The following is a 23,040-nucleotide window of genomic DNA, read 5'->3' on the forward strand; positions in this document are numbered from 1 at the left end:
ATAGCTGAGGGTTGTTTAGTTATTCTACAATAATACTACCTATAACTCCTCTATAGTAAGTTCTAGGGTCATACATAGATTCACTATAAATAGCAGGAAGTGTAAAGACTCCTTTATTGATAGCTTTAATTTTATATTGATAAATCATTTCATGGTTAGGAATAGTGCCAAAAATCATTATTCTATCGTCACGACGATTTATATATATCGGTCTCCAAATCATTGCCTGTTTATCAAGTTCTAAAATATTTATATTATTATTTGGTAAAAGCTCAAATCCTGCTGGCAATAAATCAAGGATCACCATATTATTTAAGGCATTAGTACTATTAGAACGCATAGTAATTTTTACTATAACATTATCCCCTAATTTTACTTGATGTATTTCCTTATTATTTTCATCCAGATATTTTTTAGTTATCTCTATACCTTTTACAATTTCTTTATTTTCTTTTAAAACTTTATCATAACCTGATGTTAAAAGCTGATAGAAAAAGCCATTATTTGTTGAAGTTAAAGCAATTTCTTTGGCTTCATTTATAATGAAATTAGCTTGCATTATTTTATTATTTTCTAAAACAACTTCTTGGTTAGAATAATTTACTTTAATAGTATTTTCATCGGCGTTATTTATTTTATCAGCATAGGTAATACTTGCCATAATTGCATAGCTTGCTGATAGAGTGTTGTAATTATCTTTAGCAAAATTTGCTATATCTTCTACAATTTTCTGATCAAAGCTTTTTAGTCTTTCAGGGAAATGTAAAGAGATCAGATATAAATACTCACTATATTTTATTAGCGGACTATAATATAGATAATCTGTTTTTAATATTGTAGATTTATCTAACGTAAACTTATCTAATAATTTATCTGCTTCTTCATTCATTTGTAGCATTTTATAGCTAGCAGCTAAATAAACGGCGGTTAAATCATTATGCCATTTATCTTGTTGATATTCTTCTAAATATTTTAAGATATTTGCGATATAGCTTGTGGTAATCACATTATTTCTAGTCAAAATATAAACGGCATAGGCTTTTTCTCTAGCTTCATTTAAGGAACTAATAGACCTATTTGCCATATTTTCCAAATAATATATACCTTGATTAAATGTATCACTTGGAACGGCTAAATATTTACTAGCTGCTTCGGTTAGAAAATGCATAGCATAAACAGAAATGAATGGATCAGAACTATCGCTAACATTATTCCAATATTTAAACCCGCCATCATAATTTTGACGTTCTGATAAGGTTTGGAAAGCTTTAGATAATGACTCATCCATTTTCTTACGATCTGTTCGGAGTATGGTAACTAGATTTTGCTGATCATATAGTAAAACATTAGCAAAATTTTGGCTTATTAATTGTTCAGTGCAGCCATAAGGATAATTATTTAAGAAATCTCTAAAACCAGAAATAATAGCAAGCGGTGATTTAGAAGCAGAAATTTGTAATTTAGCAAATTCCAGATATAAATCTCTTGCGATTTTTAAAGTAATGTTATTACCAGCAGCAAAGCCAGTATCAACTGTTGTAACATTAGGCATAGGCGGACGTACGCTAGTTGTTGTGGTAATTTCAGAGCTATGTACTACAGCCAAAGAGATAATATCAGGTTTAAGGTGATTTATAGAAGCTATAACCTTGAAGTCAGCCGAGCCGAGCTTATCGGTTGCTTTTAATTTAACATTAATAGTAGCTTCTTTATTTTCATCAATCTGTATTTCATTAGGATATTCTAGGATTTTAAGCCCGTTACTTGTCTCAATATTTACAAAAACTTGAGCGTTTCCTGAATCTTTTAAATTATTAAATATTGTTACCGGTACTGTAAACTCATCATCTGGAGCTACAAATAAAGGTAAGTTTGGAGTAATAATAATATCTGATTGTACTAAAACATCAGATTTGAAAGCTCCAGCAGCTTCAAGACTTGCTGATACTGCCATAACTCTTAAAGTGCCGTTAAAGTAGCTTGGAATATTAAATGTAATTTCTCTTTTATCAGGATCTGCATCTAAAATTCCTGACCAGAATACTACAGGGGGCTGATCTTTTCTTTTAAATGGGTTAAGGTTTCTGCTCATACTCATAGCATAATCACCTGGAGGTGCTGCCATAGCTCTCATTAAAAATGATTTTTCTGGCAATATTAAATCCATAATTTGTGATGTAGTTACCTCAAGGGCTCTATTCCCTATAAAATAATTAAGTGGATCAGGTGTTTGATAACCCGCAAATGATAATATTCCCTCATCAATAGCAAATATTACAATTTTACCTGGATTTGTGGTGCTATAATTAATTGTTAGTTTTTCACCTGATTTTATCTTTGTAGGAAGTGCTAGTTCAATTTCTTGATTATGTTTATGTACATCAGAGGTAAAAGGTACTACCGCATAACTGAACGGCGACATAAAGATTTCTTTAGCGTCTAGATCCCTAACGAATTGTACGTTTACATATCCTTTGCCTTCAAAGTCATTAGGTATTTTGATTTCCTGAATAGTGTTATTTTTATCTGTTTTAAACCAAGTAAAATTATGCATCTTATCAGTTTCAATAGTAATTAACCCATATCCTGTATAAGGAGTGATAATATTTAAAAGAATCGTATCACCAGCTTCATAGGCATCATGATCAAGCTTAACTGTTAAATTAGCCTTTTCAGTTAGGTTAGCGGTAACATTGCCCTCACCTATTACCGAAAACTCGCTTTGAGCAAATATAGTTCCTTCTTTATCTGTTAAATAAATAACGTAGTCGCCCGCTTCTTTAGTAGGTATATTATAAACAAAGCCGTCTTCTGCTGTAATATCGATTTTATCAGAAGATATATTCGTCTCAATAGGAACTGATTTATAGGAATAATTACCCCCACCATCAGCAACTAAATTATTTACATGATTAATTTTCTTTAAATTAAGACTCAAGTCAGGAACTGCTACTTTATTTGCTCTGTTTGATATAGCAATGAACTCTATTTTTGGAGTAGTGCCTCTTTTGATATATTTTAAATCACTATCACTTTTGAAGCCTATTATGTAATCCAGCGATGAAATTATGATTGATTTATTTGCATTTACACTTCTTCCTGAATCAGGCTCAAATCCATCTACTGAAAGTGTTAAATTAAAAGTAGCATTATAATATTTCTCAAGATTCAGTGCAAAACTAGCATCCCCTTTAGAATCGGTAGTAATATCGCCTAAGCGTTCACTAAAAAATTCTTTATTTTCTTTACTGCTGTAAAATTTATAATCTTTAAAAGCAGGTACAAAGAATTGTGTTGGTCTAATATCGATATAACCGCTAACTTTTCTATTCTCTGCCGGCGTACCATAAAGATTTATAAGATTAACATTTGCTTTAAGGTCCTTAGGATTTGTCCATAATTCATCCTTTAAGTTATTGAAGTTTATGTTTATTTTCATGCGATCAGGCTGAAAATCTTCAACTCTTAAACTTATGCTATTGAGATAACTATTATCACCCTTATCACTTACTAAATATAGACTTACATTATATGTACCACTTAAAGATTCCTCATATGTATTAAATAAATATTCGGTAAATCCGTCTGGATTTAATGTTATCTTACCTTTATCTATTATTTGCCCACGAGGATTAGTTACCTCTACCGCTAGAGGTAGCCCGTCAAATTTTCCCTGCCAATCATTTTGTTTTAGGATAATACCTATATGTCCCTGTTCTCCTGGTCTATAAATTCCACGATCAGAAAACAGATAAGCCTTTAGTCCTTGATCAGAACTAACTACTCCTGATACGTCAAACCGAGAATAATTAACTTGGCGATCAACTCTTCCATAGGGCATAAATGAGAAATCATCGCTTGTAGTTAATATGTAAGCTACAGGTGTTTTTTCTTTACTAGAATCTTTAACGTTAGATAAAATGGCATGCCCATTGCTATCTGTCTCTTGACTTTCTATTAGCTCACCGTTAAGCCCTATAATATCAACTTTAACCCCGCTTGCTGGTTTACCGCTACTAATATATGAAACGAATATATTATGTGTTCCATCTTTATCGGTTTTCACTATTAGACCAAGATCAGTTACTAGAATTAACCTTTTATCTTGAGAAATTATATTACCTTGATTATCTTTAGCAAAAACTTTTGTCAAAAATAAACCTTTAGAATAACTGCCTTTAGCTTCTAGATTAAAATATTTACTAAAGTCTAAATCAGTATAATAAGGTAGATTTAAATTTTCAGAGTTAATTGTTACCTCTTCTTGAAACACCTCTGAAATATTATATTCATTGAAAGAATATTCATTTATAAAAGTTGGATTCCCAAAACTATTATATCTATTTGTTTGACTAATTAAGTGATTTATTTCTTGCTGATTAATTTTATCGATCTCTAAATATAATTTATCTATCCCCAGAGAATAAACAGGCAGTATTTTTTCACCTGATAATGAGAGAATAGAGCCGTCAGACATTAATTTAACTTCTCTAAGATTTTCAGGTATTTGCACTATTTGAGCATAATCACTACCAAGCATTAAACCTCCTGATGCTTTAATGCCACTATTTACCTTAACAAGTAGGGATCTTGCAGAAATAGTATTGACCTTGAAACTATGCATGGTACTAACTTCTGGCACCGATGGCAGCAGCTCAAAATCTACTTTCTCACTAGCTTTAAGAATGTATTCAGTTACTTCTTTTGGAATTTGCCATCTATAATCTTTTTTATTTGTTACTCCTAAGAAAGCTGGCTTATCTTTTGGTAATAAAAACAGCTCTAAATGTTTTTTAAGTTCTTCACCTAAAATAGGTGTGTTTGTAGTAATTACAATTATTTGCTGAGGCTTTAATTTTTTATCTTTGACAATTGTAGCAATAACATTAGTCACTTTTGAATATGATGATAAGCTAGGAATTAATACCTGCTCTTTGTAAGAATATTTTATGTTATTTGATGGTTTATTATTTTGTAAATCAACATTTTTATGAGCGAAATCTACACCACCATATAATGGCTTAACGCCATCTTTTAATTCAATAGATACTATATCTTCCTTATCAGTAAGAGCTTGTATATTAGCAATAATAGTAGCTTCAGTTTTATTTTGATTGAAAGTAATAGAAAAAGGTAGTTTTTCTTTCGTTGAGGTTTTTATAAGTTCAATTCTTTCTTCTAGAGTTTTAGAATCTATAGGATAATTAAATGCTATTCTAGCTTGAACAAATCTTTTGGAAATATCGATATTATCTTGTAGATAATTCATCTCTTTAATAGTAGGAAGTAACGGCAAAGTTGTGAAGTTTATGATATTGCTTTTAAAATCGATAAAACTTGGGAAGAAATCTTTAGTATTAACATTAACTTTATAAGTTTGATTAGCAAAAAAGTTGCTTTCAGGAATAAAGCTTATATTATACCATGAGTCAAATCGCCATTCCCCTTTAATTTCAGGGGTAATCGTTAAAAACTCATTTATTTTTTGTCCCTCAACTCCTGTATTTCTTTGTGGCTTGGCACACCAATCTTTAATTCTAGTATCGCATAAACTAATATTTAAAGAATTCTGACCGGCAAGAAAATCTTCATTAGTAGGCTTAAAATATAATGGTATTTTCTCATTAAAACTTGCTGCAATCACCTGAAAATTTATTAAATATAACAAGATGGTAAATGTAAATTTACAAAAAATATTTTTCATATTTGTAGTTTATGATTTATAGTTAATTCAATTATATATAAATAAAATTCAGTAAAGCAATGAATAAGGATATTTTTTTGTTATTTAGGCAACAATACTTACTATAAAACTAAAATTATTAATTCTTATACCACACTTCCTAGCATATTTAATATTCAGTAACTTAAAAGTTACGATTTATTAAATAATATTACTTTTTATTTAGATTAATATTTACAAATTTGTATTTTTGATTTAATTTTTAAGTATCTATTCAATTTATTTTTATTAATAAATACTCACCTAGTTTAAACTCCTAGTTAAGTAAATTTCCTCGCTTAAAAATTCAAGCAATTAAAAAATATTACTTATATGTCGAAAGGAAAAACTACAAAAAGTGACCCTAAAAAAATTGAAGCAATAAAATTTGCTGAGGATTTTTTAGATAAAAAAACTTCTGAAGAAATCATAGCTGATTCAGATTCCATTAAAAATATTACATCAAATAAAATAGATAAAAATACTATAAATCACCTTATAGCTCATTATACTGATAAGCATAAAGGTAATAAGGTTGCTTTAGAAGAAAGTTTAGACAAATTAGCTGCTTTGACTGCTGTAACCAAGGGATTACATACTCATGATAAACTTAAATCTTGTGTGGCAATTTATGAAGAGGGAATCAAACGATTAGAAGTTCAGCAAAAGATAGATGGCAATGATAAATTACAAAAATTTACTAAAGCTTTTGAATATCATGTTAATACAACAACTAGAAAGGAAAATAAAGCTGATGATAAAAATTGGCAAAATCGTCGTTTTGATTCTTTAAGTAGGTTCATTTTACTTAATAGCCAATGTGCCGCAGTATGTTATGATGGTGAACAAATTTTAGTAGCTAAATTTTAGTAGCTTTTAATGAACTAAATTATAGTAGTAAAAAGGCAAATAACCAAGCAATTAATGAGACTTTAGATCATACGAAAGAAAAGTCTTTAACTATTTAAAAACCTATGCTGAATATGCAAATTTACCCCCAGAAAAACAAGATGATTTTGCTGAGGCACATAATTTAGCTGGAAAAAGAGAAAAATTATTTCTTAAAGCTGCACAGCATTATTATGAAAATAATAGTGATCAAACAGATACATTTAAATACATTTATAATGCAAACGAAGAAGATCTTAAAAAGATAAAAGATAATATAAAGGATAATCCAGCAATTGCAGCAGCTTTTAGAGCTAAACAAGATTTAATGAAATTAGAAGATGCTTTAACTCCTGATACTCCTGAGAAAAGAAAATTTAATTCAGCAATTACTAAAGCATTTGAAAAAGAACCGCCTTACAAATTAGTATATGATGGTCCATTAGACAATAAGGGACACGCTGAAATGCGAATTGTCGATTATTTAAGAAAAAGAAGCCTTGAACCTAATAACAAATTAAATGAAAACATATATATAGGATTATCTAAGCTCTGTTGTACGAGTTGTGATGTAGCAATAAATAAATCAAATTTAGAATTTAAAATTAAGGGAAGTGATGGTAAAGAACATAGCATTAATATTGATCCTACTAGAGGAGGACATGGGGAAGGATTTGAATGGTCTATAGTAAATACCATAAAAGATGATGAAATCAAATTAGAAGCTTTTCTTGGTAAGGATGCATATGAAATTTATAAATCACTAAAGCCAGAAGAGGCAAATATAGCACTTTATGGTATAGTAAGACATATAGCTGAGAATAAGTTAAAAGTGAATGGTGCAAAAATAGAATTAATACAAAAAGAAGATCCAACCGCACCTTTTCATGAAAAACCAAAATTTGCCTTGCAATACGCATATAATTCTGCAAGTGAAGCAGAAGATAATCCAAAAAGAAATAACTTAACTAAAAAAAATAAAAATCTTACTTCCTCGCTTATTCCTAAAGCACCAACTACAGCAGCGTATGAAGAACTCGAGAAAAAATTAGCAGAACTAAATGCTCAACTTCAGATTAAAGACCAAGAAATTGAGGATTTACAAGGTAAACTTACAATTTCTGAAAATAAGAGAAAGAATATTGATATAGATGTTAATAACAACGACACAACAAATAAAAAACCTAGAACTAGTGATTTACTAGATCAAGGTTCAGATATTGACGTTGGATCACCATTATTAGATAATCAGAGTAAGACACAAACACAAAATTTAAAAATTTCGCCTGAATTAAGTCCATATAATTCACCTCAACAAGATAATGAGGAAATGGTTATTCCAGGTCCTGATGCTAGTACTCAACAAATACTGGATTTTAATCCAATCAAATATTTACAAAGCTTAAATAAAAATGCTAATAAAATTACTACTTCTAAAAATGATGAAGAAGATTTAGGTTATGAAAGTGAAGTACCCCATACAAAAGGTCCAATTTCACCTAGTGCAGCACAAATTGATGAGTTTTCCCCTTTATCCTCCCCTAGTACTCAATCAGGATTTAATAATTCTGCTACTAATCTTACTCAAGCTGAGAAAAAACACCTTGCTAATTTATTACAAGCAGAGCTTAATAATGGCAATAAATACAATTTAACCGAGCGTTTAGCTGCTGAAAATAGTAACCAAGAACTGTTAAACAAATTTGATAGAGAAGCAGTAATTACAGCTAATATAGATTTTAAAGCAATAGATGCTCAAAAATCAGCAGAAGCCAGTAAAGTAGAAATAAGAGGTGAGAAAAATCATTTAACGGATCACAACGATAATACTCAAACATTAATTGATGAAATTCAAAAAGGTGTAATTGATAAAAACACTGTTATAGCGATTGAGCGTAAGCAGTATGGTGATAATCTGAGCATGAAAGATGTAATAAAATTAGCAAGTATATTAGAACATAATGAAAAGAATCCTAATAATCCTATAACATTACCTAAAGAGCTAGAAAATACCCCAATACTCCAAGATGCAATTTTATATAAAACAGCTAAAGAACATGGTGTTAAGGTTATAAGCCTAGAGGGGAAAAACCTATAGTATGGTAAGGCTTCTGAACTTCAAAATGAAAACCGAGAACAATATATGACGAATGTCATTAATGAGGTTCGTAGTAAAGGATATAATGTAATTGCTAATGTTGGTTCTAGCCATGAAGAAAGTCTAAAAAAAGCCTTAGAAAATCATCAAAAAGACAATATAGGATTTAGCAATATACCTAGAAAACTAAACCAAGAAACTATACCTAACGAAGTATTACAAAAAGCTTTAGCTATTGCAAAAGCAATTCCAGTAAAAATTATTAGTATAAACTCAAGAGACGGCAACAATATTTTACCACAACAATCCTTAACAAAAACCCAGTTGAAAAGATCTAGCCAAATTAGATAATTAAAAATAAACAAGCTATTAATAGCTCTTGTTGGGTCTGTCAGATTTTTTGTGTAAGTACGATTTCTCCATTTGCCCAATTTTGTAAATTAGTATCACAAAGTATAGCAAATTGATTTAAAGCCATCGCCCAATTCTTAATAGGCATTGTCCATTTTTTAGAGGCATTTGTCAACGCCAAAAAGATTATTTTCTGAATCGATTTGTCATCTGGAAATACTCCTTTATTTTTAATAATTTTACGAATTTGACGGTTAGTGGATTCAATAGCATTAGTAGTGTAAATCGCCTTCCTAATGTCTTCCGGAAAGCTAAAAAATGGAGCTATGCCAGACCAATTTCGTTGCCATATGTCAAAAATAACTGGATATTTTTCATCCCATTTTTTGGCAAAGTTTTGTAATTCTCTTAATCCCTCTGCTTCATTTATTGCAGAATAAACTGCTTTTAAATCAGCTGTTACCGCTTTTAGATCTTTGTATGATACGTATTTTACAGAATTTCTTACCATATGAACAATACACAACTGCACTATCGTCTTTGGAAAAATGCTATTTATCGCCTCTGGAAAACCCTTAAGACCATCAACACATGCAACATATATTTGTGCAACTCCTCGATTCTTCAGTTCTGTTACTACCTGCATCCAAAATTTACACCCTTCATTCTTGCCTATCCAAATTCCTAATAGCTCTTTCTTGCCCTCCATATTCACTCCAATAGCTAGATAAACCGCTTTATTTATTATTACATGATTATCTCTTGCCTTAACATGAATACAATCTAAGTACATTATAGGATATACATTATCAAGTGCTCTATTCTGCCAAGCAGTTACTTCCTCTAAAATACCATCAGTTACCTTTGATATTAACTCAGATGATACCTTGGTGGCATATAGTTCTTCTAAGTGCCCTTGTATTTCCCTAATGGTCATTCCCCGAGCATATAAGGATATTACTTTATCATCAAATCCTTCAAATTTACGCACTCCTTTTGGAATTAGTTGAGGTTCAAATTCTCCATCCCGATCCCTTGGCACTTCTACTGTCAATTTACGACCTTCTGGATCTATTAGAGTCTTTTCATAATTACCATTACGTCTGTTATCTGAGTATTTCTCATTTTTAGAATGTTTCTCATAACCTATATGAGATTCCATTTCTTTCTCTAAAATCTTATTTACTATCTGCTTTTTAATTCCCTGAAATATCCCTTCTTTACCAAATATTTCAGATGGATCACTTTGTGATAGTATTTCTGATACTAATTTTTCTATAGCTGGATTTGATACTTTGTTATTGTTCTTCATATTAGCTCCATGTAAGTTGTTTATGTTATTTTTATTCTTAACTATTTTTACAACTTACACAAACTTCCTGACACCCTCCTCTTGTTTTGATAAACCAGGTTTATGGATAGTGCCAGCGATTACTTTTCTATCGCAGCTTAAGTAATATAAGATTTTTCTTATATAAAACTTTTTAAGCTCGGTTTTTAACTAATATTATTTTGGTCATATAAATTTGAATCTTCTCCATTTATTAATGCTAAACCAAACGCTTCATCAATTTTCATCGCTTGATTTTTACTAAAAAATCTACGGATTATTTTCATCTATAAGTATCTCATATTTTGCTGTAATATTGGCACATCTTTCTCGTAGTTTATTTAAATTTAATGACGGGATGTTAGCTTCTTTTATTTAATGACGGGATGTTAGCTTCTTTTAGATCTAAATTAAGCTTTATACTATCTATTTTGTGCCAAAATTCTATATTTATAATATTTTCTTCGTATATATTTACTTTAAGAAATTCACGTTCCTCAAGTTTAAAAAATTCAAGCATTAGGTGTTTTTTATCTCCATTTATAACCGTACTTAATAGGCACATCTCTTCTTCTTTACTTTGGAAATAGCTAAGAGTTTTCCTTTCATTATATATCTGATATACCTTTTCTTTACCTAATGATTTAAATAATTGACTTTCATATATTTCGATATCAGAAGGGGGAAATACTATTTTATCTCAATATAGTTTATTAAAATTTTACCTTTAATATTGTATCTAGATAATTCTTTAAGTAGCATATTTTTTACAATAATAATTTCATTACTAAATTATATGTAATAAAGTTTAATTTAGAAAAGAGTAATCGGTCTTGAAGTTGATAACTGCAGCGTATATACTAGTACGTGACGATTATCAGCAAAAGAAAATGATCAGCGTATTTTAAAAGTTCTAGACAAGATGAATTTTAAGGTGAGCCTGCACAACGTACATCTTAGTACGTGAGCAAAGGCGAATCCTGCAAAATTCGCTTGTATAGGGCTTTATAAAATAGCTGAAGCCAATTTTTCAAATAAAACGAGTATACTATACCTTGACGGGCATGACTACAAATATATCCTTAGGGCTTTCAGGGAATTTAATAAGTACTGGTGCTGAAACGCTTGAGAAATATAGCTCTACTAAATCTGATTTTATAGCTTTTAGAACGTCTTCTAAATATTGCGGATTGAAGCCTATATCTAAATTAGTTTCACCGCTATACTCGTAAAAATTTTCTATCTCTTTTGAAGAATTAATAACTTCTTTTGCATTTCCTCGTGCTTCCCCTATTGCACTAATCTCTAAAGCTTCACCAGATAGTGAAAATTTCACAGCCCTAAATTTTTCAACTGTTATTATTGCTATTCGCTCGATAGTATCGGCAAATATTTTGCGGTTAATTACTAGTTTTGAGCTGCTATTTTCTGGAATAAAGCTACTGTAATCAGGGAAAGTACCATCAATTAGTTTTGATAGCATAATAACATTTTCATTGCATATGAACTTAATTTTGTTACTACTTAAAAGTATTTCTATATCTGCATTTGCATTTTTAGAATCTTTTACTATCTTTAAAATCTCTTCAGCACTCTTCTGCGGTAATATAACACCAAAATCCTCTATTTTTTCAGCTAACGCTACAGATGAAACAGAAAGTCTATGCGCATCGGTACTTGCAGCATAAAACTCGCTATCTTTTACATGCAAATAAATGCCGTTTAGATTATAGCGAGTCTCATCTAAAGAAACCGAAAATTTCGTTGATTCGATTATTTTAGCAAAATTAGCACAAGAAATTTTAAAGCTAGCTTCCGGATTAATATTATCCATCACAGGAAAAGACTCTACCGGCAGAGTAAATAGATTAAAACGACAATTTTTTCCTGTTATTTCAAGCCCTGTAGTACCTAAATCAGTTAAGGTAAGCTCTGAATCAGGAAGCTTTCTAACTATATCATTTAAAGTTTTAGTGGAGACAGTAAGCTCCCCCTCACTTACTACCTGCACCCCTATTTTTTGGCTTAAATATAAGTCCATATTGGTAGAGCTAAGCTCTAACAGACCATTCTTTGCCGATAGTTTAATATTTGCAAGCTCGGATATTACATTACGTTTTTCAACAACTGCACTTGCAAAACCGAGTGCTTGAACTAATGTTTTTGTCTCAACTATTACCTTTAACATATTATTATACTCCGAATAAATAAAAGAATTGGTAGACGAAGATCAACTTCAAAAAGAGCAAGAAGTATATAAGGCGAGGAGCGGAGCGTATATATAATACGTGAGCACCGCAGATCTTATAATACGACGTAGCCAATTTTTGAAGTTCATCGAGTATACACTCTTAATGTTCCTTGAAATTTCTGCTCTATTACAGCAATTAAATCTTTGCTGAATGAATTTAAATCATCTTCATTTAAAGTGCGATCATCAGCTTGAAGCCCTACTCTAATTGCAATAGATTTTTTACCTTCAGGTAATTTATCACCGCTATAAATATCAAATAATATAACTGATTTGATAAGCTTTTTGTTAAAATTATTTATGTATGATATTATTTCACCAACTGGTTGATCATAAGCTATAATAAATGCATAATCTCTAAAATTAGCTTGATAATCGGATATTATAAATTCATCCCTCTTGCCGAATTTAGCTTTAGATATAGGTAAATTCGTTATATTTAATTCAAACGCAAATACTTCTTCTTTAATATCATAATGCTTTAATATTTTAGGATGTATCTGCCCAAAGTGACCTAATAAATTTTTCCCCAAGGCTAAATTTACCGATCTAGTCGGATGATAATATAAAGGTGTAGCCTGATTTGATACAATACACTTCTCTATAGATAAACCGGCATAATCAAAAACAGTTTCTAGATCACTTTTAAGGTCAAAAATATCATAGCTACGCCCCATCGAATGAGGGTTTTTATTATTATATGAACCGGTTAAAATTGCTGCTAAATAAGTCGCTTCGTTATTCAAATCTAAGAAATTTGGACCGACTTCAAAAAAAGCCATATCTTTTATAGAACGTGCAAGATTTTTTCGAACTATATCAAGTAAATTCGGCACGATAGTAGGACGCATATAATCATCCTCAACGCTTATAGGATTCAGCAAAAATAGCTCATCTTTTAGCTCAGTAAATAATTTAGCATCTCTGCTATTCATAAACGAGTTGGTAACTACCTCATCATAACCTTTACTCGCAAGTATCCTTTTAAAACTAGATATCCTTTTATGATCTCTTAAGCGGTTATTATCCTGCTCTAATTCCGGTAGTTTTATGCTTTCTATCTTATCATAACCATAAATACGGGTTATTTCTTCTACTAAATCTTCTAAAATATTTATATCATGACGCCAAGACGGAGGAGTTACTTTTATCACCTCATTTTTAACATCAGTAACAAATCCAAGTTTATTTAATATAGCTTCTATCCCTTTGATATTTAACCCTTTGACATAACTTGCTTCTAAAGGTAATTTGGGCGTCAATCTGGTACTCGCATCCTCACGTACTTCTTTGTACGCTGCGGTGCTGTGTTCCGTGTTTCCTACAAATTCTCCTTTATTAGCTTCGTTATGTAGTAAAAGGGTTAACTTAATTCCGGTGATTTTTTCTAGATAATCTACTGGAAAATCCAACGTTTTCTTTGCTGGTTCTTTTTCACCAGATATTACTATTTCTGATACTTCACCACCATCACATATTGATAAAATAAGATCAGTTGCTATATTTAAAACTTTTTCAGTAAAGTTTCTATCAATATTACGCTCAAAACGATATCTAGAGTCAGTATCAATTTGTAGTCGCCTACCACTTGCTGCAACCATCTTAGCATTAAAACAAGCAGCTTCTAGTAAGATATTCGTCGTATTACTATCGCAGCTACTACTATTTCCGCCAATGATACCAGCTAAAGCTTGCACACCATTTTCATCTTTTACAACTAGATCGCTTTCATTAAGTAGATATTTTTTATCGTTCAGGGCGTGGAGTTCACTCCACTCCCCAATGTCATTCCCGCGTAGACGGGAATCCAGAATAACCTTATTATTATTTTCTTCTGTAATTTTTTCATTGTTAGGAATAATGGATTCTCGCCTACGCGGGAATGACATCGCACATTCTACCACAACATCCCCCCTTAACTTATCCGCATCGTAAGCATGCATTGGTTGACCGAAGCTATAGGACATATAATTTGTCACATCAACTATGCTTGATATAGGCTTTACACCGATATTTTTAAGCAATTTCTGAAGCCAGTCAGGACTTGGTTTATTTTTTAAATTTCGTATTTCTCTGAACGTAAATAACGGGCAAGCTTCTTTATCTTTAATATTAAGCTTTATTTTAGAGCTAAATGTACTTTTCACTTTTGGAATTTCTAACTCTTTAAGTGTTCCTATTCCCTTAGCTGCCAAATCTCTTGCGATGCCGTAAATCCCTAAAGCATCCCCACGATTAGGAGTGACGTTAATAACAAATACTGGATCATCTAAGCCATAACATTTGGTAAAAGACTCACCGATTACGGCATCTTTAGGTAACTCCATAATGCCTTCGGATTCAGAGGCAAGCAATAATTCCTCTTCAGAACAAAGCATACCGCCACTTTTTTCCCCTCTAATGTTAGATTCCTTAATCTTAAACTTACCGTTTGGGATTTCTACACCGATATTAGCTAGCACTACTTTAATACCGGCTCTAGCGTTGCTAGCACCGCAAACTATTTGCAAATTGCCGTTCTTGGTTTCCACTTCACAAATCTTTAATTTATCAGCTGACGGGTGGGGTTTAGTGCTCACTATATATGCTACTTCAAACTTTTGTAGATCTGCTGCTTTATCAATTATTTCTTCTACTTCAAGCCCAATAGCAGTTAAGCTTTGGGCAATTTCAGTAACTGAAGCTGATGTATCTAAAAACTGTTTTAACCATGATAAGGTAAATTTCATTTCGTAAGCCCTCCTGCTAAATTTGGTATATCAAAGCTTGAGAAGCTATAATGTTTTAGCCAACGCACATCACCTTCAAAAAATTGTCTTAAATCTTTAATATTATATTTCAACATCGCAAAACGCTCTACCCCAAGACCAAAAGCAAAGCCTTGGTACTGGCTACTATCAATGCCGACATTTTTAAGTACGTTTGGGTGAACCATTCCGCATCCTAAGACCTCAAGCCATCTATCGTTTTTACTCATCCGGATATCAACTTCGGCTGAAGGTTCAGTAAATGGGAAAAAGCTTGGTCTAAAACGTAGTTCAATATTCGAGTTTTCAAAAAAGCATCTTATAAATTCCGTGATGACATATTTTAAATGTCCCATATTAATATCTTTATTAATAACAAGCCCCTCTATTTGGTGAAACATCGGCGTATGAGTCATGTCAGAATCCGATCTATAAGTCCTACCTGGTGCTATAAATCTAAAAGGCGGCTTGCCGTTTTCCATTGCTCTAATTTGTACTGTGGAGGTATGAGTACGAAGTAACATAGGCTTATCATTTTCTTGACCTTTTAAATAGAAAGTATCATGCATTTGCCTTGCAGGATGGTCATCCTCAAAATTAAGAGCAGTAAAATTATGAAAATCATTATCAATATTCGGACCGCTTTCTATCGAAAAACCAAATTTAGCGAATACTTGGATTAATTCCTCCATACACTGAGTTATTGGGTGAATTGAACCTTGCTTATATTTACGAGCAGGAATAGTTAAATCAATTTTATCACTAGAGAGTTTAAGATTTAATTCCTCTTCTTCCAGAATTTCTTCTTTAGCTTTTATTATACTCTGTATTTCTTCTTTTAGCTTATTGATTTTTAAGCCAAATTCTTTGCGATCTTGCTCATTTAAAGAACCTAATTTTTTAAGCTCATTAGTAACTATGCCATTTTTACCTAAAAACTCTACTTTATATTCTTGTAAAACTTTTAGACTTTGAACTAACAAAATCTTCTCTTCAGCCAGCCTTAATATTGTTTCTATATTATCCATGATTTTCTTACTTGCTTTTTAATTTTTTGCATGAGTTTCTTATGTCATTCCCGCGTAGGCGGGAATCCAGAAAAAAACATAAATTACAGTAAATTTTTAGAGCTAAAAGCTCGATTTTATCTCGCTTTATGCTGGATTCCCGCCTACGCGGGAATGACATACGGGTAACGGTATGACACAAATCTTAAACTAACACACATTTCATACACCCATCTTCCACACCCACCAGCTTTGCTTTAAATATCTGCCCTATTTCTAGTGGTTCATCGAGCTTTACTGGTATAAAATTCTCTGTGTGAGCTATATTATTATTCTCTACTAACAATTTCACTTTCTGCCCTATATGCTTCTTGAAAAACTCAGCTAATTGCTTCTGCCCTTCTTGTCTTAAAATTTCTGCTCTTTCTTTTCTTATAGCTTTCGGTACTTGGGGCATACGTGTCGCCGGTGTTCCCTCACGCTCCGAATATGGGAAAACATGTAAATATTGCAGCTTAGCTTCCGGAATTAACTTTCTAGTATTTTCAAACATTTCAGGTGTTTCCGTCGGGAAGCCTGCTATAATATCAGCTCCAAAAGATACTTCAGGTCTAATTGCTCGCAGCCTGTTACAAAACTCGATTATTTCAGCTCTATTATGCCGTCTTTTCATCCGCTTTAGTATCATATCGTCGCCTGCTTGCAAACTAATATGAAAATGCGGCATTATCCTTTCATTATAGGCTAAAAGTTCAAAAAGCTCATCATCTATTTCGGCTACATCTATCGAAGATAGCCGCAGCCTTTTTAACTCAGGCACTAGATTCAAAACACGCTTAATCATCTGGGCAAAAGTTGGGCTTCCAGGCAAATCACCACCATAAGCTGTAGCATCAACACCGGTAAAAACAACTTCCTTAAAGCCATTTAATACTAAATGTTTCACCTGCTCAGCTATAGCTCCAATCGCTGTTGACCTGCTTCTACCTCTACCATAGGGAATTATGCAAAAAGTACAATTATGATCGCAACCATTTTGCACTTGAATAAAAGCACGAGATTTGCCATCAAAACTACTAATTAAATGGTTTGCGGTCTCTTTCACTGACATTATATCGTTAACGACTATTTTTTCATCATTATCATTAATTTGGTAGTGACTTGGCAGCAGCTTTTCCTCATTACCTATAACCTTGTCAACTTCTGGCATATCGCCATACATTTTAGGATTAGTTTGAGCGCTACAACCAGTGACGATAATTTTTAAATCGGGGTTATTTTTTTTAGCTGCACGAATAGCCCCTCGTGCTTGTTTTTCAGCAGATTTAGTTACTGCACAAGTATTAAATACTGCAACATTATCAAGCCCTGAAGCTGCAAGATTTTTTCTTATTATCTCACTTTCATATATATTAAGGCGACAACCGAACGTTATTATGTCTTGCTTAAGATTATTCACAATAATATTCCCCAAATGCTACTAAACTAGCAGGTCCTTGCATTATTATATTACCATTTTCCTCTTTCATAATAAGGCTACCATGTTTAAATACCACCTCACATGGTGAGTGAATAAAACCGAGCTTTAAACCAGCAGCAAAGCTACCACAAGCACCGCTGCCGCAAGCAAGAGTTAGCCCTGCTCCACGCTCCCAAACCGACAAGTAAATTTTATTATCTTTAACCTCAGCAAAATTAACATTAACACCATCGACAAATAACTCTTTATCCTGTAATTTCTCACCGACAATTTTTTGATCTTGCAGCTCTAGCTTACTAAAAATAACCAAATGCGGATTACCGACATCAACACAAATAGTTTCCTTTAAATCAATCATATAACGCTCAGCAAACTCCCAAATCTTATCACGACTTGGCATCCAAGATTCATTAAAACTAACCCCGCCTACATTAACACTAATATTATTTTCATCGATAATATTACACAGTAATTTCTTATTACCCACTACTACAGTAATATCTTTTTTACCTGTATCAAGATAGATCAATTTTGCTAAACATCTTGTAGCATTACCGCATAATTTAGCACTAGAACCATCAATATTATAGATAATCATTTCATAAGAATCATTTTGCTCTTCGTAGATAATAAATTGATCGCATCCAATACCTAAATGACGTTCTGCCATACTCTTTGCCAGTTGTGATAAATCGTATGTACCAGTTAAATCTTTCTTGTTAATAACAACGAAATCATTACCAAGACCATGCATTTTTACAAAGTTAATCTTACTACTCATAATGTAATTCTAATATTTAAGATTGTATTATAGCAAATTTCTTGGAATTTGCTATAATGAAGTTATTATATATAAAAATAGATTTCAAATGCTACTTTCACGTTTCTTAGATCCTAAAAATAATTATGCCTTTTTAAAAATTTTCGGCACTGAAAAGAATAAGGACATACTTATCCATTTCTTAAATGACATTTTAGGTTATACAGGGGAAGAAAAAATTAAAGAAGTTACTTTTTTAAAAACTAATCAAGATCCAGATATTGCAGCTTATAGACAATCTATCCTTGATGTATTGTGCAAAGATGAAAACGGTACGCAATTTATTGTAGAAATGCAGGTAAGTAAACATCCAGGCTTTGAAAAAAGAGCTCAACTTTATGCTGCAAAAGCCTATTCAAGGCAAATAATTAAAGAAGATGAGAATCATAAAAAAATGGCAGTATATGCTAAGCTAAAAGGCGTCATATTCCTTGCTATTGCTGATTTTATCCTATTCCCAAATAAAAAGGATTGGAGATCAAACCATAGGCTGCTTGATACTAAAACTTACGAGAATGACTTACAAGATTTTTACTTTATTTTCATAGAGCTAGAAAAGTTTAATAAAGAGCTAGACCAATTAGAGAATCTTCAAGAAAAATGGGCATATTTCTTTAAACATGCACACGAAAGTACATTAGAAGAAATGGAGCATTTAATAGGTCATGATCTTATTATGAAAAAAGCTTTTTACGCTTTAGATCAAGCTAGTTGGTCGGAAGAAGATCTCAACACCTATGAGAAAATGGTAAAAACCGAAATGGATAATTTAGCTGTAGAAGAGCAGAAAATTATGGATGCCGAAGCTAGAGGTAAGGCTAAATTAATACAAATGATGATGAAACAAGGTAAAACTATTGAGCAAATAATGGAGTTTACAGGTTTAACCAAAGAAGAGATTGAAAGGTTAAAATAAGTTACTGTATAATAATCTCAATCATTAAATATATAAATTAAATTGAGAAATTAAAGTAAAAATGAAGATAATAAATATTATGCTAAGTCGTGACCTTGGCGGTATACAACAAGCTTTTTTAGATTATAACACAGCTCTTAAAATGCAGAATATTGAGGTAATAAATATTACCTCCTACAAAGCAAAAATAAATTCGTTTATATCTAAAAGCTTTAAGCTTCCTAATTTATTACCTTTTGATCTTATTTCAATTCTTATTTTGAAATATATAATCTATAAAACTAAGCCTGATATTATTATAGCTCATGGCAATAGAGCAATAAATTTTAGTAAACTTGCTAAAACATCTAATATTAGATTAATTGGAATTGCTCATAACTATAGCCTAAAGGGACTACTTAAATGCGATTTTGTTATTGCCCTAACGCATCATATGAAAGAGCATTTATTAAAAAATAAATTTTCTGAATCTAAAATATTTATCCTGCCAAATATGATAAATATCACCAAAAAATTTACTCCTAATAAATCATATAAAAAACCAGTGGTAATTGGCATATTAGCAAGGTTCGTAGCTAAAAAAGGTGTTGATGTTTTTATTAATGCTATCAAAATTTTACAGGATAAAAATTATGAAATTCAAGCAGTTATAGGTGGTAATGGAGAGGAACAAGATAACATAACTGCTTTAGTAAATAAACTTAATTTACAAAATAAAATATCATTTGCAGGATGGGTTAATGACAAAGATAAATTCTTTGAGCAAATTGATATTTTTTGCCTTCCATCACTACATGAACCGTTTGGGATCATATTACTTGAAGCAATGGAAAACAGCCTACCTATAGTTAGTACAGGTACCGAAGGTCCTAGCGAAATCTTAAAACATATGCAAGACGGGCTAATTTGCAAAGCCGGATCAGCAGAAGATTTAGCCGAAAAAATTGCGTATCTAATAGACCACCCACAAAAAGCAAAAGAACTTTCCCAAAAAGCTTATCTAAAACTAACTCAAACCTATAATATTAAAGTTATTTCAGACAAGTTAGTAACATTATTACATGGTTTAAAAATAGTTAGTTGAAAAAAGATTGCAGTATATTGACATAATAGTTTAAAGAATCATAATTAAAATTAAAGTAATATTAATTTATTTTAATGTATATACTCGTTAAACTTCAAAAATTGGCTACGTCATTTTACAAGAATATTATAATTCTATCACTTTTACTACTATGCAGCTGTAAAGCAACACATGATACCCCCCCTAACCTACCATTACCTAATAGTTGGAATAATTATTCATTAACACCTCAAAATAACCAAACTTCTAAATGGTGGTTACAATTTAACGATCCGGTACTTAATAACTTAATGTCCCCCTTCGGGGATCAAAAATCCCTCGCCTTTAGGCGAAGGGAAGATATAATGAAATTGCTTTAGCAATGAATTTATATCAAGAAATATGAGAAGTTATAGAAAGAATAGTCATAGTCAGTATGATTTAAAAGTGCATCTTATATGGATACCAAAATATAGGAAGAGAATATTGATAGGCAAAGTATCGGAAAGGACTAGAGATTTACTGAGGCAGATTTGTATGGAACATGAAGTACATATAATTTCAGGTAAAATATCATGTGATCACGTACATATGTTTATCTCATATAAGCCGCAAATATCTCTTAGCAAGTTAGTACAGTATTTAAAAGGCATTAGCTCAAGAATTTTATTGCAAGAATTTACTCATTTACGAAAACAATTTTGGGGCAATCATTTGTGGGCTAGGGGCTATATGGCAGTCAGTTCAGGTAATATAACTGATGAAATGATACAGCACTATATTGATGAACAGGAAGGTGAACCTGTGAATGATGATCGATTTCTAATCGATTCCACTTTATAACCCCTCAGCTTATAGCTGAGGGTTGTTTAGTTGAGGAATCTTTAGCTAATAACTCTGATATTGAACTTGCAATGAGTAATATAGCGATAGCAACAGCTCAATATAACCTTGTTAATTCTTATAGATTTCCATAGATTAATTTACAAGGTAGCGTAAACCGCACAAAAACCAGTAAACAATTAAAACAACCAAACCAGCCAAAAATTTCTAATAATTTTGGGCTTGGTAGCGTACTTAATTACGAAATAGATTTATGGGGGCTAGCTGCCAATGCTAGTGAATCAGCCCGTAGAACTTTACTAGCAAGCGAATATAGCAAGGAAGCAGTACGGCTAACCGTTATAAGTAATGTTGCTATCAGCTATTTTAATATTCTAGCACTAGATAAACAAATATATCTAACCAAGCGACTAATAGAAACTCAAACCGAAATCTATAATTTGACTCAAAAATTATACGACCTTGGTGTAGGTGATTTAATATCAGTTAGTGAAGCTGCTTCCGAGCTTGCTCTTACCAACTCTTCGCTTCCGCCCTTAGTGCAAGAGAGACAAGGGCAAGAAACAGCTTTAAAGATTTTACTAGGTTGTTCCCCTGAAAATATAGTGAACGGCTTAGTTTATCGTGATAAACCTATAGATTATTTCCCTACTACGCCTGTATTACCATCAATATTACCATCAGAACTTTTAGAGCAAAGACCGGATATTAAGGCAGCAGAACAGAATTTATTTGCAGCTGATAGTAATTTAAGAGCAGTGAAAGCCACTTATTTTCCACAAATTTCTTTAACAGGTTTATTAGGTTTTAGCAGTAATAAGTTAAATACTCTATTTGGTAGCTCAGCTGAGACTTGGCAAGTAGATGGTACTATAGCTGGTCCTATTTTTGATTTTGGTAAAACTAAGGCTAATGTAGAGATTGCGGAAAGTACTAAACAACAATATATAGCTATGTATAAGGCAACAGTACGTACAGCCTTTGGAGAGGTTATAGATGCTTTATCAGCTCAGCAAACAGCGAGTGATAATTTTCGTATCTGGCGACAAAATGAAACAGCTTTAACATCCGTTTTTAAATTGGCAAATCAGCGTTATAAACATGGTAATATAGATTATTTAACAGTACTTACCGCTAAACAGAATATGTTACAGAACGAAATAGATGGAGTTTCTATCAAGCTTTCACAGTTAAGTAGTATGGTTAATGTATTCCATGCGTTGGGTGGGAACTGGTAAAACTCTGTCACCTGATGTCATTCCCGCGGAGGCGGGAATCCAGAAAAAAAACATAAATACAGTAAACTTTTAAAACTAAAAGCTCGATTTATCTCGCTTTATGCTGGATTCCCGCCTCCGCGGGAATGACAATAAAAATAAAACAAACAAATAATAAAAACAATGCTTAAAATAATAATGCGGAATTTGGTATTAACGATATTAGTAGTACTACTTGAATATTATTAATTTGGTTAGTAATACATCGGAACAAAAAAAATAACTTAAGCAATATCGCAGCACCGGT

At 31.9% G+C, this 23,040-nt stretch carries 16 protein-coding genes; 8 read left to right on the plus strand and 8 right to left on the minus strand.

Translation table 11 applies throughout. The features are described from left to right. Positions 1-19: 19 nt before the first annotated feature. On the minus strand, positions 20-5,704 hold the full coding sequence (locus BA173_RS06905; protein WP_068041599.1) for an alpha-2-macroglobulin family protein: 5,685 nt from the start codon (positions 5,702-5,704) through the stop codon (positions 20-22). A 351-nt stretch (positions 5,705-6,055) separates the two neighbouring features. On the opposite strand from BA173_RS06905, the gene BA173_RS06910 reads away from it, so the two are divergent. The 3 genes from BA173_RS06910 to BA173_RS08670 all read left to right on the plus strand — a co-directional run bounded on the left by BA173_RS06910 (position 6,056) and on the right by BA173_RS08670 (position 9,059). Beyond that, positions 6,056-6,592 (plus strand): hypothetical protein, encoded by a 537-nt coding sequence (locus BA173_RS06910; RefSeq protein WP_232505924.1) that lies wholly within the window; start codon positions 6,056-6,058, stop codon positions 6,590-6,592. Positions 6,593-6,938: 346 nt separating this feature from the next. After that, on the plus strand, positions 6,939-8,708 hold the full coding sequence (locus tag BA173_RS08665) for a hypothetical protein (RefSeq protein ID WP_232505925.1): 1,770 nt from the start codon (positions 6,939-6,941) through the stop codon (positions 8,706-8,708). Positions 8,709-8,753: 45 nt separating this feature from the next. Continuing rightward, positions 8,754-9,059 carry a hypothetical protein gene (locus BA173_RS08670; protein ID WP_232505926.1) on the plus strand — a complete coding sequence of 102 codons (306 nt, stop codon included), beginning with the start codon at positions 8,754-8,756 and terminating at the stop codon, positions 9,057-9,059. 40 nt (positions 9,060-9,099) lie between these two features. On the opposite strand, the gene BA173_RS06920 is transcribed toward BA173_RS08670, so the two are convergent. The 7 genes from BA173_RS06920 to dapF all read right to left on the minus strand — a co-directional run bounded on the left by BA173_RS06920 (position 9,100) and on the right by dapF (position 18,655). Beyond that, positions 9,100-10,371: an IS256 family transposase gene (locus BA173_RS06920; protein ID WP_068042377.1), complete on the minus strand. Its 1,272-nt coding sequence runs from the start codon at positions 10,369-10,371 to the stop codon at positions 9,100-9,102. Positions 10,372-10,750: 379 nt separating this feature from the next. Beyond that, positions 10,751-10,909: a hypothetical protein gene (locus BA173_RS08250; protein ID WP_157064465.1), complete on the minus strand. Its 159-nt coding sequence runs from the start codon at positions 10,907-10,909 to the stop codon at positions 10,751-10,753. A 528-nt stretch (positions 10,910-11,437) separates the two neighbouring features. Further along, positions 11,438-12,577 (minus strand): DNA polymerase III subunit beta, encoded by a 1,140-nt coding sequence (gene dnaN / locus BA173_RS06930; protein WP_068041512.1) that lies wholly within the window; start codon positions 12,575-12,577, stop codon positions 11,438-11,440. Positions 12,578-12,723: 146 nt separating this feature from the next. Further along, positions 12,724-15,369 carry a YtpR family tRNA-binding protein gene (gene ytpR, locus BA173_RS06940; RefSeq protein ID WP_068041509.1) on the minus strand — a complete coding sequence of 882 codons (2,646 nt, stop codon included), beginning with the start codon at positions 15,367-15,369 and terminating at the stop codon, positions 12,724-12,726. Beyond that, positions 15,366-16,415 carry a phenylalanine--tRNA ligase subunit alpha gene (gene pheS / locus BA173_RS06945; protein ID WP_016947766.1) on the minus strand — a complete coding sequence of 350 codons (1,050 nt, stop codon included), beginning with the start codon at positions 16,413-16,415 and terminating at the stop codon, positions 15,366-15,368. Before pheS ends, ytpR begins: the two co-directional genes overlap by 4 nt. 184 nt (positions 16,416-16,599) lie before the next feature. Then, entirely contained in the window at positions 16,600-17,868 is a 1,269-nt protein-coding gene (mtaB, locus tag BA173_RS06950; protein WP_068041506.1) for a tRNA (N(6)-L-threonylcarbamoyladenosine(37)-C(2))-methylthiotransferase MtaB, read from the minus strand. After that, positions 17,846-18,655: a diaminopimelate epimerase gene (gene dapF, locus BA173_RS06955; protein ID WP_016948221.1), complete on the minus strand. Its 810-nt coding sequence runs from the start codon at positions 18,653-18,655 to the stop codon at positions 17,846-17,848. Before dapF ends, mtaB begins: the two co-directional genes overlap by 23 nt. Before the next feature lie 88 nt (positions 18,656-18,743). Between dapF and BA173_RS06960 the strand changes: the two genes are divergently transcribed. The 5 genes from BA173_RS06960 to BA173_RS06980 all read left to right on the plus strand — a co-directional run bounded on the left by BA173_RS06960 (position 18,744) and on the right by BA173_RS06980 (position 22,754). Continuing rightward, positions 18,744-19,610: an Rpn family recombination-promoting nuclease/putative transposase gene (locus BA173_RS06960; protein ID WP_068041504.1), complete on the plus strand. Its 867-nt coding sequence runs from the start codon at positions 18,744-18,746 to the stop codon at positions 19,608-19,610. 61 nt (positions 19,611-19,671) lie between these two features. Beyond that, positions 19,672-20,694, plus strand: coding sequence for a glycosyltransferase family 4 protein (locus tag BA173_RS06965; RefSeq protein ID WP_016948223.1), 1,023 nt, complete (start codon positions 19,672-19,674; stop codon positions 20,692-20,694). Positions 20,695-20,795: 101 nt separating this feature from the next. After that, positions 20,796-21,053: a hypothetical protein gene (locus BA173_RS08255; RefSeq protein ID WP_198387183.1), complete on the plus strand. Its 258-nt coding sequence runs from the start codon at positions 20,796-20,798 to the stop codon at positions 21,051-21,053. Between the two features lie 22 nt (positions 21,054-21,075). Next, positions 21,076-21,516 (plus strand): IS200/IS605 family transposase, encoded by a 441-nt coding sequence (gene tnpA / locus BA173_RS06975; protein WP_095568239.1) that lies wholly within the window; start codon positions 21,076-21,078, stop codon positions 21,514-21,516. A gap of 134 nt (positions 21,517-21,650) precedes the next feature. Next, positions 21,651-22,754, plus strand: a complete 1,104-nt coding sequence (locus BA173_RS06980; protein WP_232505998.1) for a TolC family protein — start codon at positions 21,651-21,653, stop codon at positions 22,752-22,754. The last annotated feature ends 286 nt before the right edge of the window (positions 22,755-23,040 follow it).

Origin of the sequence: Rickettsia sp. MEAM1 (Bemisia tabaci) (assembly GCF_002285905.1) — a bacterium.
GTDB lineage: Bacteria > Pseudomonadota > Alphaproteobacteria > Rickettsiales > Rickettsiaceae > Rickettsia.

Bases quoted from the DNA above. Each gene is read 5' to 3' on its own strand.
- tnpA (WP_095568239.1), top strand. From the start codon at position 21,076: ATGAGAAGTTATAGAAAGAATAGTCATAGTCAGTATGATTTAAAAGTG.
- BA173_RS06965 (WP_016948223.1), top strand. From the start codon at position 19,672: ATGAAGATAATAAATATTATGCTAAGTCGTGACCTTGGCGGTATACAA.
- BA173_RS08250 (WP_157064465.1), bottom strand. From the start codon at position 10,909: ATGCTTGAATTTTTTAAACTTGAGGAACGTGAATTTCTTAAAGTAAAT.
- BA173_RS08665 (WP_232505925.1), top strand. From the start codon at position 6,939: ATGAAATTAGAAGATGCTTTAACTCCTGATACTCCTGAGAAAAGAAAA.
- ytpR (WP_068041509.1), bottom strand. From the start codon at position 15,369: ATGAAATTTACCTTATCATGGTTAAAACAGTTTTTAGATACATCAGCT.
- BA173_RS06910 (WP_232505924.1), top strand. From the start codon at position 6,056: ATGTCGAAAGGAAAAACTACAAAAAGTGACCCTAAAAAAATTGAAGCA.
- BA173_RS06905 (WP_068041599.1), bottom strand. From the start codon at position 5,704: ATGAAAAATATTTTTTGTAAATTTACATTTACCATCTTGTTATATTTA.
- BA173_RS06960 (WP_068041504.1), top strand. From the start codon at position 18,744: ATGCTACTTTCACGTTTCTTAGATCCTAAAAATAATTATGCCTTTTTA.
- dnaN (WP_068041512.1), bottom strand. From the start codon at position 12,577: ATGTTAAAGGTAATAGTTGAGACAAAAACATTAGTTCAAGCACTCGGT.
- BA173_RS08670 (WP_232505926.1), top strand. From the start codon at position 8,754: ATGACGAATGTCATTAATGAGGTTCGTAGTAAAGGATATAATGTAATT.
- BA173_RS06920 (WP_068042377.1), bottom strand. From the start codon at position 10,371: ATGAAGAACAATAACAAAGTATCAAATCCAGCTATAGAAAAATTAGTA.
- dapF (WP_016948221.1), bottom strand. From the start codon at position 18,655: ATGAGTAGTAAGATTAACTTTGTAAAAATGCATGGTCTTGGTAATGAT.
- pheS (WP_016947766.1), bottom strand. From the start codon at position 16,415: ATGGATAATATAGAAACAATATTAAGGCTGGCTGAAGAGAAGATTTTG.